Raw genomic sequence first — 13,601 nt, 5'->3', positions numbered from 1 at the left:
CCCGAGGCCGTGCCCGGCGCGCTGGCCGAGATGGCGGCGGCGCAGGCGGCGGGCTTCTGGCTGGCCGGCTGCGCGAGCTATGAGCTGGGATATGTGTTGTGCGCGCCGTTGCGCGGGGTGCTGCCGGTCGAGCGGGCGGTGCCGTTGCTGCAGTTCGGGGTGTTTGAGACGCCCGAGGGGGATGTGACGCTGGACCGCGGGGCGGCAGAGTTGGGGGCGTTTGTGCCCGACTGGTCGTTTGCGGAGTATGCGCGCGCCTTTGGGGTGTTGCACAGCGAGATTGCGCGGGGCGAGATCTATCAGGGGAACCTGACGTTCGGGATGTCGGCGGAGTGGTCGGGATCGCCGGAAGGGTTGTATGCGCGGCTGAAGGCGCGGCAAACGGCGCCGCAGGGCGCGTTTGTCGATCTGGGGGGGCCGGTGTTGCTGTCGCGCTCACCCGAGTTGTTCTTTTCTTTGGATGCCGCCGGGCGGATGGTGGCGCGGCCGATGAAGGGGACCGTGGCGCGGGGGGCGACGCGCGAGGAGGATCAGGCGCGGGTGGCCTGGATGCAGGGCAGCGCGAAGAACCGGGCCGAGAACCTGATGATCGTTGATCTGCTGCGCAACGACATGAGCCGGATTTCCGAGCTCGGGTCGGTGAAGGTGCCGCAGCTCTATGCGGTTGAGAGTTACGCGACCCTGCACCAGATGGTTTCGGTGGTCGAGGCGCAGATGCGCGCCGGTGTCGGGATCGCGGAGGTGTTCGAAGCGCTGTTCCCCTGTGGGTCGATCACCGGCGCGCCGAAGATCCGGGCGATGCAGATCCTGCGCGGGCTGGAGGCGGGGGCGCGGGGGGCCTATTGCGGGGCGATCGGCTGGATCGCGCCGGGGGGCGAGATGGCGTTCAACGTGGCGATCCGCACGGTGGTGTGTTTTGCGGACGGGACGGCGCGGCTGCATGTGGGCGGCGGCGTGGTTTACGACAGCACCGCCGAAGAGGAATACGGCGAGGCGCTGCTGAAGGCGCGGTTCGCGGCTCTGGAGTGACGGGGCTACAGCGTTCAGGGCTAAACGTGGATCGGATGGTCGCGGTCTCTCCCTCTGGTCGAACGCGAAATCCGATGCCCGTTGTCTGAGGTTGAACCCGGACCGCTTTAAAGCGGTCCACATTGAACTCGTATCGCTTGTCCGCCGCATGTTGGCGGCACCTCCAGCGCGAAAAGCGAGGGGTCTGTTTCGGGTTGAAGGCGGGACACTATACGTTTTTCGCTTCAGGCGCGATGCAGCGTTTGCCGTTTATGCAGTGGGTCGCAGGAGCATTGGGGTGCCGGTTGTGTACGGTCGGTCGCGATGCGCCTGAACGCAAAACGCCGCCCCCGAAGGAGCGGCGTTCTTTGGATCGCAGAGGCGGGTCTGATCAGAAACCCAGGCCTTCGTACTTTTTCTTGAACTTCGTGACGCGGCCGCCGGCATCCATGAGACGCGAGGAGCCACCGGTCCAGGCCGGGTGCACGGTGGGGTCGATGTCCAGCGTCATGGTGTCGCCTTCCTTGCCCCAGGTGCTGCGCATCTGAAGAAGCGTGCCGTCGGTCATCTTGACGTCGATCACGTGATAATCGGGGTGAATGTCTTTTCTCATCGGTCCGATCCTTATGCCTTGGCGCCCTTGGGCGCCTTGTAGTTTGCCACTTCGGCGATACGGGCGGATTTGCCACGACGGTCGCGCAGATAGTAGAGCTTGGCACGACGGACCTTGCCGCGACGGACCACTTCGATCGTGTCGATGGCTGTCGAGAACAGCGGGAACACACGTTCCACGCCTTCGCCGAACGAAATCTTGCGGACGGTGAACGAACCGGCAATGCCATGGCCGTTGTTACGGGCGATGCAGACGCCTTCGTAATTCTGGACACGGGTACGGGTGCCTTCGGTCACCTTGTAGCCGACGCGAATGGTATCGCCGGCCTTGAAGTCGGGAATGGTCTTCCCGAGGGAGGCGATCTGTTCCGCCTCCAGTTGTTCGATCAGGTTCATCTGATCTTCTCCTATGATGCTTGCGGTTATGTCCGCAAAGGTGTGCGCGTCCTCAGAGCTCTTGGTCTTCGTCCGGGTCCGCAGATGCGCCCGCCAGAGTTCAGGTCGTCGTTGTTTCGGTTCCGGTCCTTTGTCCCTGTGTGACACCTGCAGGAGATCCGTCCGAAGAAGACGAGGCTGCACTGAGTCGGGTACGGGCCGGAATGGGCGGGGTAAAGCACGTGCGGGGTGCAAGATCAAGGTGTTTGAGAGGGGAGTGGGGTATGTCAGGTTCTGAGGTGACAGACAGCCCAGTCTGATGGGGGGCCTGCCCGGAATCAAGCGCGCAGCGCGCCGGGCAGCGGCGTTGCGTCAGGGCTTTTCGCGCGTTTCCCGCTTTTCCCAGAGATCCGGGCGGCGTTCCTGTGTCAGCGCCTCGGACTGTTCTTTCCGCCAGCGGGCGATTTCGCCGTGGTTGCCGGACAGCAGCACCGGTGGGATGTCATGGCCCTGCCACGAGGCGGGTTTGGTATATTGCGGATGTTCCAGCAGCCCGTCGGAAAAGGATTCCTCTTCGGTCGAGGCGGCATTGCCAAGCACGCCGGGGATCAGCCGCAGCGTGGCATCGAGCAGCGCCATGGCGGGGATTTCGCCCCCGGTGAGGACAAAATCCCCCATCGACACCTCGGTGATGCCGTAGTGGTCGATCACGCGCTGGTCCATGCCCTCGAACCGGCCACAGATCAGGGTGACACCGGGCCGGGTGGACAGATCCTGCGCCATGGCCTGAGTAAAGGGCCTGCCGCGCGGTGAGAGGTAGATCAGCGGGGCCTCGGGTGCGATGCGCGCACGGGCGTGTTCGATGGCGCGGCCCATGATGTCGGGGCGCAGCACCATGCCCGCGCCACCGCCCGAGGGGGTGTCATCGACATTGCGGTGCCGCCCTTCGCCAAAGGGGCGCAGGTCGATGGCATCCAGCTGCCACAGCCCGTCCTGCAGGGCGCGCCCGGTCAGCGAGAGGTCAAGGATGCCGGGAAAGGCCTCGGGGAAGAGGGTGATGACCTGGGCCTTCCAGGCGCGGGCGAGGTCGGGGGTGGGGGTGATCAGCTCGGTTGGTTTCAGCGTCGCCTGAATGGATTTGCGCCCGTGCGAGCGGGTGAAACGGTCTGCTGGCTGATCTGTCATGGCGGCTGGCCTGATGTTGGGGCGGTCCGGCCCGTGCATAGGCGCGCGGGGCCGGGGGGTAAAGGGCATGGTCTTGGGGGCTTGTGGCCTAGTCGAACAGGCCCTCGGGCGGGTCAGCGACGATGCGGCCCGCAGAGATATCGACCGTCGGCACGGCAGCAAGGGTGAAGGGCAGCAGGATCGCGGCGCTGTTGCCGGGGGTGGTGATTTCGAGGATGTCCGAGGCACCGTGGTTCAGCACTGCCCTGACGCGGCCCAACTCGACCCCGCCGGTATCATAGACCGCAAGGCCGATCAGGTCAGCGTGGTAATATTCGTCGTCCAACAGCGAGGGCAGGCGGTCGCGCGGCGCAAACAGGCGGATACCTTTGAGCGCATCAGCGTCTTCCTTGCTGCGCACGCCGGTCAGGCGGGCGGCAAAGCCCTGCGGAATGGCGCGGGTGAGCTGGATTTCAAAGCTCTGACTGCCGTCCTCGGTGGTGAGGGGGGCGTAATCGGCAATCGCCTCGGGGTCGGAGGTGAAGCTTTTGAGGCGGACTTCGCCCTGGACGCCAAAGGCGCCTGCGATGGCACCGACACAGATCTGATCGTTCATCTTGCCCTATCCCATCCGGTTGGCTGTTGTTGTGTCAGCCATAGCGCGGGGCGGGCGGGGATGGCAATGGAGGGTGAGGCATGACGCGGGCAGATCCCGCCCGCATGGCGACGGGTGCGACGCAAAACGGCGGCACCGCTGGCGCCGCCGGTCTGTCTGTTGGGTGGTGGGACGGATCAGCCGCCGATCTGAAACACGCGGGTCACGCCAAGGCGGATGCCCCATTGATCCTTTTCGCCGGAGCCGTCGACCAGCGGGCTGTCGGCGGCATCGTTTTGCAGCACGTCATAGGTGACGGCGCCTTCAAGCCCCCAGACATCGCTGAGCTGGTAGCGCGCGCCGAATTCCAGCCCGGCTGAGACCAGACCGCCGTCCGCCTCATAAAGCGGGCGTCCCGGCGCGACCGAAGCGGCATTCACGCCGAAATAGGTGTCTGTATACTCCTCATCCCCCCAGAGCAGGCGCGGCCCCATCTTGAGGCGCAGGCGGTCGGTGGGACGCAGGATATAATCGGCGCCCAGTTCGGCAACCCAGCCTTCGTGACCGCCGAAACCACGGCGCACATCGGCGAAGACGTCGAAATTGCGCAGGGTGTAGCCGATGCCACCGCCCAGTTCGAGCGTGGCGTCAACGTCATCGGCACCGCGCAGGGCGCTGTAATCGCTGGAATCCCGTTCGCCGATATAGCGGGCAGAGCCGTGAATGCCGAAGCCTTCGGAGCCTTGCCAGGGATCCGGGCTGCCGACTTCGCGCCCGTTGGGCAGGCGCAGGAAATGGAACTTGACCCCGAGATAGGGCGCGGCGTTCACATCGTCAGAGCCGAAGTATTCCGGGGTCGAGGTCACGCCGCCACTGAGCGAGAAGAGCAGCACGGGGCGCGGGGCCAGGGCGACGGGTGCGGGGGTCATCACAACCGGTTCGGGCTGAACGATGGTGGGATCGCCTGCCAGCACCGGGGTGGCACCGAGGCAGAAAAGGGCAAGAGCGGCGCAGCGCAGGGTCATGGCAGAAACCTTTTTGATCTGGCGGCCCGGGGACAGGAGTGTCCCGGACAACTTGAAGTTTAACAGGTCTTAATGCCGTTGGCGCTGCGGACAAGGGAAACGGGCGCGAAAGCTGGTTTGCGTGATGAAAATGGCGCGTCTGCTGGTGGGGCCGTCTGCGGACTGCCACCTGTGCAAAGGGGCGCCCGAAAGCGCCCCCTGTCTGTTTTGCATGATCCGTGTTTGGTTATTTGGCGTCGGGCCAGGCGGAGGGATCGGTATCAAGGTCGGGGAATTTCTTCGGATCAAAGATCGGTCGGGCGATGCCTGCATCCAGCTGGCTGCGGAAGTCGTTGATGACGCGCAGGGCAATCGGGAACATCATCATGATCGCCAGCAGGTTGACCACCGCAAGGATGCCCATCATCGGATCCGAGAAGTTGAACACGAAGGTCGCGCCCGGCGCCACGGCACCGAGGAAGACGATGCCGATGATCGCGATCCGCAGGACCTGCACAGCGACCGGGTTCTTGGTCAGGAAGCTGAGCGCGTTTTCCCCGAGGTAGTAGTTGTACATGATCGACGAGAAGGAAAAGAGGAAGATCGCCGCCGTCAGGAAGTACTGCGCCCAGCTGCCCACATGATCGACCATGCTTTGCTGGGTCAGGATCACGCCGTCCACGCCTTCGGCGCCGGGGACATAGACATCGCCGAGCAGAATGACGAAGGCTGTGCAGGAGCAGATGATGATCGTGTCGATGAAGACCGAAAAGCTTTGCGTGATGCCCTGACTGACCGGGTGGCGGACATAGGCGGTGGCTGCAACGTTCGGGGCAGAGCCAAGGCCCGCCTCGTTCGAGAACAGACCGCGGCGCAGACCCTGCGCGATGGCAGCCCCCATACCGCCGGCAACCGCTTCGCGGAAACCAAAGGCGTTTGTGACGATGTCCCAGATCACGCCGGGCACGCCGGTGAGGTTGAGCAGGATGATCAGCAGCGCCATGCCGATATAGCCGATGGCCATCACGGGGATGATCACATCTGCCGCCTTGGCGATGCGGTGGATGCCGCCATAGACGATAAAGCCGGTGGCAATGGCCAGAACGGCCCCTGTCCAGACACGCGGAATGGCCATGCTGTCCAGCGCCGCGCCCGCAACGGTGTTGCCCTGAAAGGCGTTGAAGCCGATGGCGAAGGAGGCAATCAGACAGACGGAATAGATCACGGCCAGCCAGCGGTAATTGTTGCCAAGGCCATGGATGATCGCCTGCGCGGGGCCGCCGCGATAGGCGCCATCGGGCTGGGTGCGTTTGTAGGTCTGGGCCAGCGTCGCCTCGACCAGAGCCGAGCACATGCCGACAAGGGCGATGGCCCACATCCAGAACACGGCGCCGGGGCCGCCTGCGGTGATCGCCACGGCGACACCCGCGATGTTGCCGCCACCGACACGCCCGCCGACCGACACCAGCAGCGCCTCGCGCGCGCTGATCTGCGAGGGATCGCTGTCTTCGTCACTGGAGCGCAGCACGCGGAACATGCGTTTGAAAAACCGGAACTGCACAAAGCCGCTGGCCACGGTGAAAAACACGCCAAGCACCACGAGGAAGGGGATCAGCGCCCAGCCCCATGTCAGATCGTTGATGAGATTGAAGAGGGAATCGAAAAAACTCATATGGCCGTCCCTATGTTTTTATGCCGCGGCTTTGTGCCGTGGTCCTGAGTCCTTGGATCCAGTCGTTGCAGCGAAACCCCGTGCTGGACAGGGTTCAAAGCGCTTTGAACGCTGAGTCTCTGATTATTTGTTAACACAGCTTAACGAGATGCACCATTTTTGTGCGGCTGATGGTTCAGGCGGGATCCGGGTGTCGGCGCGGCTCTTTCTGCCCGATCTTTCTGCCCCGTCTTTCTGCCCGGTCCGCTCAGGCCAGTCCGCTCAGCCCGCGCCGCAGGTCGTCGGGCGTGATGCCGCTCAGGGCTGCGTCCACCGCCGCGTGTTCCGAGCGCCAGATCGGCAGAGCCGTCTTGAGCAGGGCGCGCCCTGCGTCGGTCAGGGTCAGGCGGCGGGCACGTGCGTCTTTCTTGTCAGGTTGCAAGAGCACAAGGCCGCGCCGTTCAAGCGGTTTCAGCGCTGCGGTCAGGGTGGTGCGGTCCATGCCCAGAAGCGGGACAAGATCGCCGATCCGGGGGCCTTCGGGGCGGTTCAGGGACATCAGCAGAGAGAACTGACCGTTGGTGATGCCAAGCGGGCGGAAGGCCGTGTCGAACCGGCGTGCTAGCGCGCGCGCGGCGCGTTGCGTATAGAGGCACAGGCAGTGATCGCGCACGTCTAGAGTGGCGGACAGGGGCAGGTCAGGATCCATCATGCGATTTATGTTGGTATCAACCTAAATGAATGTCAAGCTGAGGGGGCGAATCGCAGAGAGGAGTGTGCAGTGGCGTATGTTCAGGGGTTTGTGCTGGCGGTGCCGACAGAGAACAAAGCGGAGTTCATCCGGCAGGCCGAATTCGGCTGGACGATGTTCCGGGATTTCGGGTGTCTTGAGCATCATGAATGCTGGGGGGTGGATGTGCCGGAGGGCACGCTGACGTCCTTTCCCATGGCGGTGAAGAAGCAGGAGGAGGAGACGGTGGTGTTTTCCTGGCTGGTCTGGCCCGACAAGGCGACCCATGACGCGGGGATGGCAAAGATGATGCAGGACCCGCGCATGGCCGAAATGGGGCAGATGTGTTTCGACGGCAAACGCATGATCTGGGGCGGGTTCGAGGAAGTCGTGAACCTGTCGCAACCTGCCGGGGGGCGCTGACATGGGAATCGTGATTTCCACATTCGAATGGGTGCCGCCCTTTGCGCAGGGCAATGTGAAGGACATGCGCCCGCGCTGGGCGCTGGCCGAGGCGGGGCTGGAGTATGAGGTGCATCCGCTCAAACCGGGTGAGGCGGATGGGGCAGACTATCGGCGCTGGCAGCCCTTTGGTCAGGTGCCTGCCTATCGCGACGACACGGTCGCGCTGTTCGAGAGCGGGGCGATCCTGTTGCATATCGCGCAACTGTCCGATGTGCTGCGGCCGCGCGATACGCAGGAGGCGGCAGATGTGACGTCTTGGGTGTTTTCGGCGCTGAGCACGGTGGAGCCAAGGGTCGAAGGCATGATTCTGCCCAAGCTGTTCAACGCGGGAGAGGCGTGGGTTGCGGGCTGGACGAGCCATGCGGAGCGGCTGGTGGAGCTGCGGCTGAAGTCCCTGAGCGCGCATCTGGAGGGACGGGACTGGCTGGCCGGGCGGTTCAGCGTGGCGGATATCGTGATGGTGACCGTGCTGCGCGGGCTGCGCAACGAACCGGTGCTGGCGCGCTATCCGGTGGTGGCGGCCTATCTGCAGCGCGGGCTGGCACGGCCGGGGTTCGAGGCGGCGATGGCGGCGCAGATCGAAACCTTTGCCGCACACGCACCGGCCTGAGCGGCGGGAAGAGACCGTCTATGACTATGCCCCGAGCCGCTTTGCGCCGGGCGAAAGCTTTTGGGGGCATCGCCGGACATGAAAACGGCGCCCGGGGTTGCCCCCGCGCGCCGTCTTTCCGTGCCGTGTGGCGCGGATTATTCTGCTGTGGCTTCTTCGGCTGCGGGGGCTGCTGCGGCCTCTGCTGCTGCGGTTGCCTTGGCCGCCTTGGATTCAGCACGTTCCTGAGCGGCTTTGCCCGGGGTGCCTTTTTTCAGGTTGGCACGGTCCTTCTTGGGGACAACGCCAGCAGCTTCGAGCATGCGCGACACACGGTCGGTGGCCTGTGCGCCCTGACCCAGCCAGTACTGAACGCGCTCGACATCCATCAGAACGCGGACTTCGCTGTCTTTCGGCAGCAGCGGGTTGTAGGTGCCGACTTTTTCGATAAAGCGGCCGTCGCGGGGCATGCGGCTGTCGGCCACGATGATCCGGTAGTGGGGGCGCTTTTTGGAACCGCCGCGGGCGAGACGAAGTTTGATAGCCATTGAGAAATCTCCTTTGATGGCGTGGGTTTGGCTGCGCTTGGCGCGGCCTTACGATTGGTGTTGTTCGTGGTGGTGGATGACTTCCTGAATGATGAAATTCAGGAATTTCGTGGCGAATTCCGGGTCGAGGTCGGCCTGGTTCGCCAGGTCCTGCAGACGCGCGATCTGTTTTTCCTCGCGCGCCGGATCAGAGGGGGGCAGGTCGTTCTGTGCCTTGAGCACGCCAACGGCCTGCGTGTGCTTGAACCGCTCGGCCAAAGTGAACACGAGGATCGCGTCCAGCCGGTCGATGCTTTCGCGGTGGCCCTTGAGGATCTGGGCCGCGCGGGCAACGGGGTCTTGTGCAGATGCGTCAGTCAAGGGCCCAGCCTTTCGGTTTGAAGAGCGGATTGATGTAATTCTGAATCTCCATCTCGATCCCGTGGGCGGTCTGGCTGTTTTTCAGCGCCGCAGGGGAGGGATGGCGATAGCAGGCGTCAGAGCCGTCGACGGTGGCGGCGTCATGATCTTTCTTTGCGCCAAGCCGTTCGGCGAGGCGGATGGAATCGAGGTTCTTGGGGTCGATGTAGCTGACCGCCGTATCCCAGCCCTTGTCCGCATAGAAATGGGTGCGGACGCGGGAGGTTGCCTCTAACGCGAAGCCCTTGCCGGCCTTGTCGGGCCAGATGATCCAGGCGATTTCCTTTTCCGGCCATTTCGCCGGGAACCAGCCGCCGGCCATGCCGACGGTTTCGCCGGTGTCGCGCAGATGGACCATCCACATGCCAAAGCCGCGAATCTGCCAGTGTCCGATTTCGGCGGCATAGAGCATCCAGGCCTCGTAGGAATTCAGCGGCCCGCCCATGAAACGGGCGCGGTAAGAGCTGAACGTCGCCTTGAAGTCGGGATAATCCGCCGCCTCGGGGGCGCGCAGTTCCAGACGCTGGGTGTGCAGGGTGGGGATATCGCTCATGCGTCCCCCTGCGCCGGATCGGGGTGGCGGTAGATGTGGCAGGGATCGCCCAAAAGCACGCTTTCGCGTTCCAGCGTAGCGCCAAGGCGTCTGGCCACGGCGGCAGAGGCGTGGTTGTCCGGGTGGATCTGCGAGATCAGCGGGCCAAGACCCCGTTCGGTATAGGCCCAGCGGCGTGCGGCGCGGGCGGCTTCGGTGGCGTAGCCCTGTCCCTCGTACCCGCCGAACAGATGCCAGCCGAGTTCCGGTTCCGGCCACATGCGGTGGTTGATCACGCCGACGCGGCCAATGGGTGTGCCGTCCTGCAGGGTCACGGAGAAAAAGCCATAGCCGCGCAGCACCCAATGGCCGACAGAGCCCATGAAGCCGCGCCATTGCTGCCATTCGTCCGTGACCTTGCCGCCGACAAAGGTTGTCCGGTCCGAGGCCATGAAGGCGGCGGAGGCGTCAAAGTCTGACTCAAGCGGGGTGCGCAGGATCAGGCGGTCGGTCTTGATGGGGGCAATGTTGAGGTCGATCATGCCAGCGCCTCGGGGCCCAGTGTGTCAGGGGCCGGGTGACGCCAGAGCTGATCTTCGCCCATGTAGACATTGTCATATGTGCGCTCATAGGTGGCGCCAAGGCGCTGGGCCAGCCTGAGCGAGCGGGTGTTGGAGCCGTAGATGTTGGAGGTCAGGGTTTTCAGGCCCAGATCGCCGTAGGCCCATTGGCGCGCGCGGGTCGCGGCCTCAAAGGCGACGCCCTTGCCTTCGTGTCCGGCAAAGACCAGCCAGCCGAGTTCGGGTTCCGGCCAGCCTTCGGGGTTCCAGATGCCGGAGAGGCCCATGGCGGTGTCACACTGTTTGTCGGCGATGATGAAATAACCGTAGCCGTGGATGTGCCAGTGGCCGATGTTGCTGGCGAACCAGCGCCAGGATTGATCGCGCCGGTAAACCGGGCCGAAGCCGGGGGCGCGCACGGGGTCGGCGTGGAAGTCCGCGAAGGCATCGAAGTCGCGCATTTCGGGGCCGCGCAGAAGGAGGCGCTCGGACTCGAGACGGGGGGCGTTGGTGAGGGTCATTCTACGTCCTTCCTGTCTGTCATGGGCCTGGCTGTTCTGGCCCTGTCTGTCATGCGGGCGCGCTGGCGCGCGGCTGGTTTCTGGTCTGGGGTTGCGGCGCAACGTGCCTGAGCGGCGTTTGTCGGTGTCGTGAGGGCGGGATGCCTCCGGCGGGGATATTTAGGGGCAGATGAAACGGGGGCGCGCGCCAGCAGACCGGCCGCTGCGAAGGCGGTCGGAGTCTGCGTGGAGAGAGGCGCGCGCGGGTGGGTCATTTCTTTTTGCCAAATCCGCTGAGGCCGGAGGGCAGGCCACCGCCGCCGCCGAGGCCGGGCAGTTTGCCGCCCATCTGGCGCGCCGCTGCTTCCATGGCCTTGGGGTCCATGCCTTGCAGCATTTCCTCGGGAGAGCCGCCGCCCTTGCCGCCCAACATGCCTTTCATGGCCTGTTTGAGCATGCCGCCTTTGCCCATCTTGCCCATTTTCTTCATCATGTCGCCCATCTGGCGCTGCATCTTGAGCAGTTTGTTCAGCTCGCTGACCTCAAGCCCGGACCCCTTGGCGATGCGTTTCTTGCGCGAGGCCTGCAGGAGCGCGGGGTTGGCGCGTTCCTTTTTGGTCATGGAGTTGATCAGGGCGATCTGGCGGCTGAGCACCTTGTCGTCCATGCCGGCATCGTTCATCTGCTTGGACATCTTGCCCATGCCGGGCATCATGGACATCATGCCCTCCATGCCGCCCATCTTGATCATCTGTTCGAGCTGCATCTTGAGGTCGTTCATGTTGAACTGACCCTTCTGGAAGCGGCGCATCATGCGTTCGGCCTGTTCGGCCTCGATCGTTTGCTGTGCCTTTTCGACCAGCGCGACGATGTCGCCCATGCCGAGGATGCGGCCCGCGATGCGTTCGGGTTCGAAGGTTTCGAGCGCGTCCATCTTTTCGCCGAGGCCGACGAATTTGATCGGCTTGCCGGTGATGGCGCGCATCGACAGAGCCGCACCGCCGCGCCCGTCGCCGTCCATGCGGGTGAGGACCACGCCGGTGATGCCGATGCGGTCGTCAAAGTTCTGGGCGGTGAAGACGGCGTCCTGACCGGTGAGACCGTCGACCACCAGCAGGGTTTCGCGCGGGTTGGCGACGTCGCGCACCGCCTTGACCTGTTCCATCAGCTCTTCGTCGATGGAGAGGCGCCCGGCGGTGTCGAGCATGTAGACGTCATAGCCGCCGAGCGCGGCCTGGGTTTTCGCCCGCTTGGCGATCTGCACCGGGTTTTCGCCCTTGACGATGGGAAGGGTGTCGACGCCGATCTGGCGGCCAAGGATCTGAAGCTGTTCCATCGCCGCCGGGCGGTTGACGTCGAGCGAGGCCATCAGGACCTTTTTGCCGTCGCGTTCTTTCAGGCGTTTGGCGAGCTTGGCGGTGGTGGTCGTTTTACCGCCGCCCTGCAGGCCGACCATCAGGATCGGCGCCGGGGCATTGTCGATCCTGAGCGCGCCGGGGTCGCCCTCGCCGCGCAGCACGTCGATCAGTGTGTCATGCACGATCTTGACGACCTGCTGGCCGGGGGTGACGGAGCGGGTGACCGACTGGCCGGTGGCCTTGTCCTGCACCGCCTTGACGAAGTCACGCGCCACGGGAAGGGAAACGTCAGCCTCAAGCAGGGCGACGCGGACCTCGCGCAGGGCGGTTTTTACGTCCTCTTCGGACAGGGCGCCTTGTTTCGTCAGGCGGTCAAAGACGCCGGAAAGGCGTTCGGATAGATTTTCAAACATGCCTTCGGCTCCTTGATGCCGGTGAACAGGGACTGACCCATAAGGTAGGGGCCAGCGGTGCGATCTACAAACCCCGTGGGCGGTCCCTTTGTGCGCGGCAGAGACCTGCCACTGGACAAATCTCAAAGCAGAGATGCCCCCGTGGGCGCAACGCGCTGACGGAGGTCGATCCCGGGCTACGCCCATGGGACCGGAAGTTAACATACTCCCGGAGAATTGGAGTTTCCTTAGGGGAGGTGGTGGCGCGAGTCAAGTGGCGCGGGGTGCGCGGCGGGCGGCCTTGCGCGCAGGGCGGGCCGATAAAAAAAGCGGACCCCCTCGGAGGAAGGGGTCCGCATCGGACGACTGGCCGGAACGGCGGGGGGTGGACCGTCCCTGTGATCAGATGATCAGGCGGCCAGTGCGGCGATCTGTTCGTCAGCGGCCTTGTGCGACGCTTCGGGGTCAACCATCAGGCGGTCGGCCGAGACGATTGTGACATCGGTGATGCCGATGAAGCCCAGAATGTGGCGGGCATAGGTGGAGGCGAAGTCATAATCCGAACCGACTTCGGTGCCGCCGGAGGCGACGGCCAGAATGGCGCGTTTGCCGGTCAGCAGGCCTTCGGGGCCATTTTCTGTGTAGCGGAAGGTGACGCCGGCGCGGGCGACGAGGTCAATCCAGGCCTTGAAGGTCGAGGGCACGCCGAAGTTGTAGACGGGCAGGCCGATGACAATGGTGTCGGCGGCGTTGAGTTCAGCAATCAGGGTGTCGGACAGGGCCAGCGTGGATTTCTGGTCGTCCGAACGGGTGTCGGCAGGGGTGAAGTTTGCGCCGATCCAGGTCGAATCGATCAGCGGCAGCGGGGTGGACAGGTCACGCACGGTGACGTCCTTGGCTGCGAGCTTGGCCAGCACCTTGTCGGTGAGCTCGCGGGAAACGGAACCTTCGTGGCGGGCAGAGGTGTCGATGCGGAGTACATGGTTGGTCATGGTCGGGTCCTTTCGGAAGGTCACTTCCTGTTGAAGGCATTGTGTTTGTTGACCCTTATATGGCCCTTGCAAATCTGCACTCAATCCGCCCAAGTACACAGGATATGTGATCCAGCGCACAGAGGGC

Annotated in this window: 17 protein-coding genes; 3 read left to right on the top strand and 14 right to left on the bottom strand. The window is 64.0% G+C overall.

What is annotated here, in order from left to right; genetic code table 11:
- A partial coding sequence (locus tag P775_RS10050; RefSeq protein WP_342749644.1) for an aminodeoxychorismate synthase component I occupies positions 1-1,029 on the top strand: 1,029 nt, incomplete at its 5' end.
- Between the two features lie 370 nt (positions 1,030-1,399).
- Here the strand turns inward: P775_RS10050 and rpmE are convergent.
- The 7 genes from rpmE to P775_RS10015 form a co-directional block, all read right to left on the bottom strand.
- Positions 1,400-1,621, bottom strand: a complete 222-nt coding sequence (gene rpmE, locus P775_RS10045) for a 50S ribosomal protein L31 (protein ID WP_099910865.1) — start codon at positions 1,619-1,621, stop codon at positions 1,400-1,402.
- Between the two features lie 11 nt (positions 1,622-1,632).
- Positions 1,633-2,016 (bottom strand): 50S ribosomal protein L19, encoded by a 384-nt coding sequence (rplS, locus tag P775_RS10040; RefSeq protein ID WP_099910864.1) that lies wholly within the window; start codon positions 2,014-2,016, stop codon positions 1,633-1,635.
- A gap of 351 nt (positions 2,017-2,367) precedes the next feature.
- Positions 2,368-3,180 carry a tRNA (guanosine(37)-N1)-methyltransferase TrmD gene (gene trmD / locus P775_RS10035; RefSeq protein ID WP_099910882.1) on the bottom strand — a complete coding sequence of 271 codons (813 nt, stop codon included), beginning with the start codon at positions 3,178-3,180 and terminating at the stop codon, positions 2,368-2,370.
- 88 nt (positions 3,181-3,268) lie between these two features.
- Positions 3,269-3,775, bottom strand: coding sequence for a ribosome maturation factor RimM (gene rimM, locus P775_RS10030; RefSeq protein WP_099910863.1), 507 nt, complete (start codon positions 3,773-3,775; stop codon positions 3,269-3,271).
- A gap of 176 nt (positions 3,776-3,951) precedes the next feature.
- Positions 3,952-4,779, bottom strand: coding sequence for a MipA/OmpV family protein (locus tag P775_RS10025; RefSeq protein ID WP_099910862.1), 828 nt, complete (start codon positions 4,777-4,779; stop codon positions 3,952-3,954).
- A 226-nt stretch (positions 4,780-5,005) separates the two neighbouring features.
- Positions 5,006-6,430: an alanine/glycine:cation symporter family protein gene (locus tag P775_RS10020; RefSeq protein WP_099910861.1), complete on the bottom strand. Its 1,425-nt coding sequence runs from the start codon at positions 6,428-6,430 to the stop codon at positions 5,006-5,008.
- Between the two features lie 247 nt (positions 6,431-6,677).
- On the bottom strand, positions 6,678-7,118 hold the full coding sequence (locus P775_RS10015) for a MarR family winged helix-turn-helix transcriptional regulator (protein ID WP_218967658.1): 441 nt from the start codon (positions 7,116-7,118) through the stop codon (positions 6,678-6,680).
- A 72-nt stretch (positions 7,119-7,190) separates the two neighbouring features.
- On the opposite strand from P775_RS10015, the gene P775_RS10010 reads away from it, so the two are divergent.
- Positions 7,191-7,562: a DUF1428 domain-containing protein gene (locus P775_RS10010; protein ID WP_099910859.1), complete on the top strand. Its 372-nt coding sequence runs from the start codon at positions 7,191-7,193 to the stop codon at positions 7,560-7,562.
- Between the two features lies 1 nt (position 7,563).
- Positions 7,564-8,214 (top strand): glutathione S-transferase family protein, encoded by a 651-nt coding sequence (locus P775_RS10005; protein WP_099910858.1) that lies wholly within the window; start codon positions 7,564-7,566, stop codon positions 8,212-8,214.
- Between the two features lie 137 nt (positions 8,215-8,351).
- Here P775_RS10005 and rpsP read toward each other — a convergent pair whose 3' ends face one another.
- From rpsP to P775_RS09970, 7 genes are all read right to left on the bottom strand, one after another.
- Complete coding sequence (gene rpsP / locus P775_RS10000) at positions 8,352-8,741, bottom strand: 30S ribosomal protein S16 (RefSeq protein WP_099910857.1); 390 nt, start codon at positions 8,739-8,741, stop codon at positions 8,352-8,354.
- Positions 8,742-8,789: 48 nt separating this feature from the next.
- Entirely contained in the window at positions 8,790-9,101 is a 312-nt protein-coding gene (locus tag P775_RS09995) for a chorismate mutase (RefSeq protein WP_099910856.1), read from the bottom strand.
- On the bottom strand, positions 9,094-9,693 hold the full coding sequence (locus tag P775_RS09990) for a GNAT family N-acetyltransferase (protein ID WP_099910855.1): 600 nt from the start codon (positions 9,691-9,693) through the stop codon (positions 9,094-9,096). The genes P775_RS09995 and P775_RS09990 overlap by 8 nt, the downstream gene beginning before the upstream one ends.
- Positions 9,690-10,214, bottom strand: coding sequence for a GNAT family N-acetyltransferase (locus P775_RS09985; protein ID WP_099910854.1), 525 nt, complete (start codon positions 10,212-10,214; stop codon positions 9,690-9,692). The genes P775_RS09990 and P775_RS09985 overlap by 4 nt, the downstream gene beginning before the upstream one ends.
- Positions 10,211-10,753, bottom strand: coding sequence for a GNAT family N-acetyltransferase (locus tag P775_RS09980; protein WP_099910853.1), 543 nt, complete (start codon positions 10,751-10,753; stop codon positions 10,211-10,213). The genes P775_RS09985 and P775_RS09980 overlap by 4 nt, the downstream gene beginning before the upstream one ends.
- A 250-nt stretch (positions 10,754-11,003) precedes the next feature.
- Complete coding sequence (ffh, locus tag P775_RS09975) at positions 11,004-12,503, bottom strand: signal recognition particle protein (RefSeq protein WP_099910852.1); 1,500 nt, start codon at positions 12,501-12,503, stop codon at positions 11,004-11,006.
- Positions 12,504-12,892: 389 nt separating this feature from the next.
- A complete protein-coding gene (locus tag P775_RS09970; RefSeq protein ID WP_099910851.1) occupies positions 12,893-13,474 on the bottom strand; it encodes an FMN-dependent NADH-azoreductase in 582 nt (193 codons plus the stop codon).
- Positions 13,475-13,601: the final 127 nt, after the last annotated feature.

Origin of the sequence: Puniceibacterium antarcticum, assembly GCF_002760615.1 — a bacterium.
In the GTDB taxonomy this organism is placed as follows: Bacteria; Pseudomonadota; Alphaproteobacteria; order Rhodobacterales; family Rhodobacteraceae; genus Puniceibacterium; species Puniceibacterium antarcticum.
This window is presented reverse-complemented; position numbering and strand designations above follow the sequence as displayed.

Coding starts and splice junctions, on each gene's coding strand:
- ffh (WP_099910852.1), bottom strand. CDS start 12,503: ATGTTTGAAAATCTATCCGAACGCCTTTCCGGCGTCTTTGACCGCCTG.
- P775_RS09985 (WP_099910854.1), bottom strand. CDS start 10,214: ATGATCGACCTCAACATTGCCCCCATCAAGACCGACCGCCTGATCCTG.
- rpsP (WP_099910857.1), bottom strand. CDS start 8,741: ATGGCTATCAAACTTCGTCTCGCCCGCGGCGGTTCCAAAAAGCGCCCC.
- P775_RS09980 (WP_099910853.1), bottom strand. CDS start 10,753: ATGACCCTCACCAACGCCCCCCGTCTCGAGTCCGAGCGCCTCCTTCTG.
- P775_RS09970 (WP_099910851.1), bottom strand. CDS start 13,474: ATGACCAACCATGTACTCCGCATCGACACCTCTGCCCGCCACGAAGGT.
- P775_RS09990 (WP_099910855.1), bottom strand. CDS start 9,693: ATGAGCGATATCCCCACCCTGCACACCCAGCGTCTGGAACTGCGCGCC.
- rplS (WP_099910864.1), bottom strand. CDS start 2,016: ATGAACCTGATCGAACAACTGGAGGCGGAACAGATCGCCTCCCTCGGG.
- rimM (WP_099910863.1), bottom strand. CDS start 3,775: ATGAACGATCAGATCTGTGTCGGTGCCATCGCAGGCGCCTTTGGCGTC.
- trmD (WP_099910882.1), bottom strand. CDS start 3,180: ATGACAGATCAGCCAGCAGACCGTTTCACCCGCTCGCACGGGCGCAAA.
- P775_RS10015 (WP_218967658.1), bottom strand. CDS start 7,118: ATGGATCCTGACCTGCCCCTGTCCGCCACTCTAGACGTGCGCGATCAC.
- P775_RS10020 (WP_099910861.1), bottom strand. CDS start 6,430: ATGAGTTTTTTCGATTCCCTCTTCAATCTCATCAACGATCTGACATGG.
- rpmE (WP_099910865.1), bottom strand. CDS start 1,621: ATGAGAAAAGACATTCACCCCGATTATCACGTGATCGACGTCAAGATG.
- P775_RS10005 (WP_099910858.1), top strand. CDS start 7,564: ATGGGAATCGTGATTTCCACATTCGAATGGGTGCCGCCCTTTGCGCAG.
- P775_RS10025 (WP_099910862.1), bottom strand. CDS start 4,779: ATGACCCTGCGCTGCGCCGCTCTTGCCCTTTTCTGCCTCGGTGCCACC.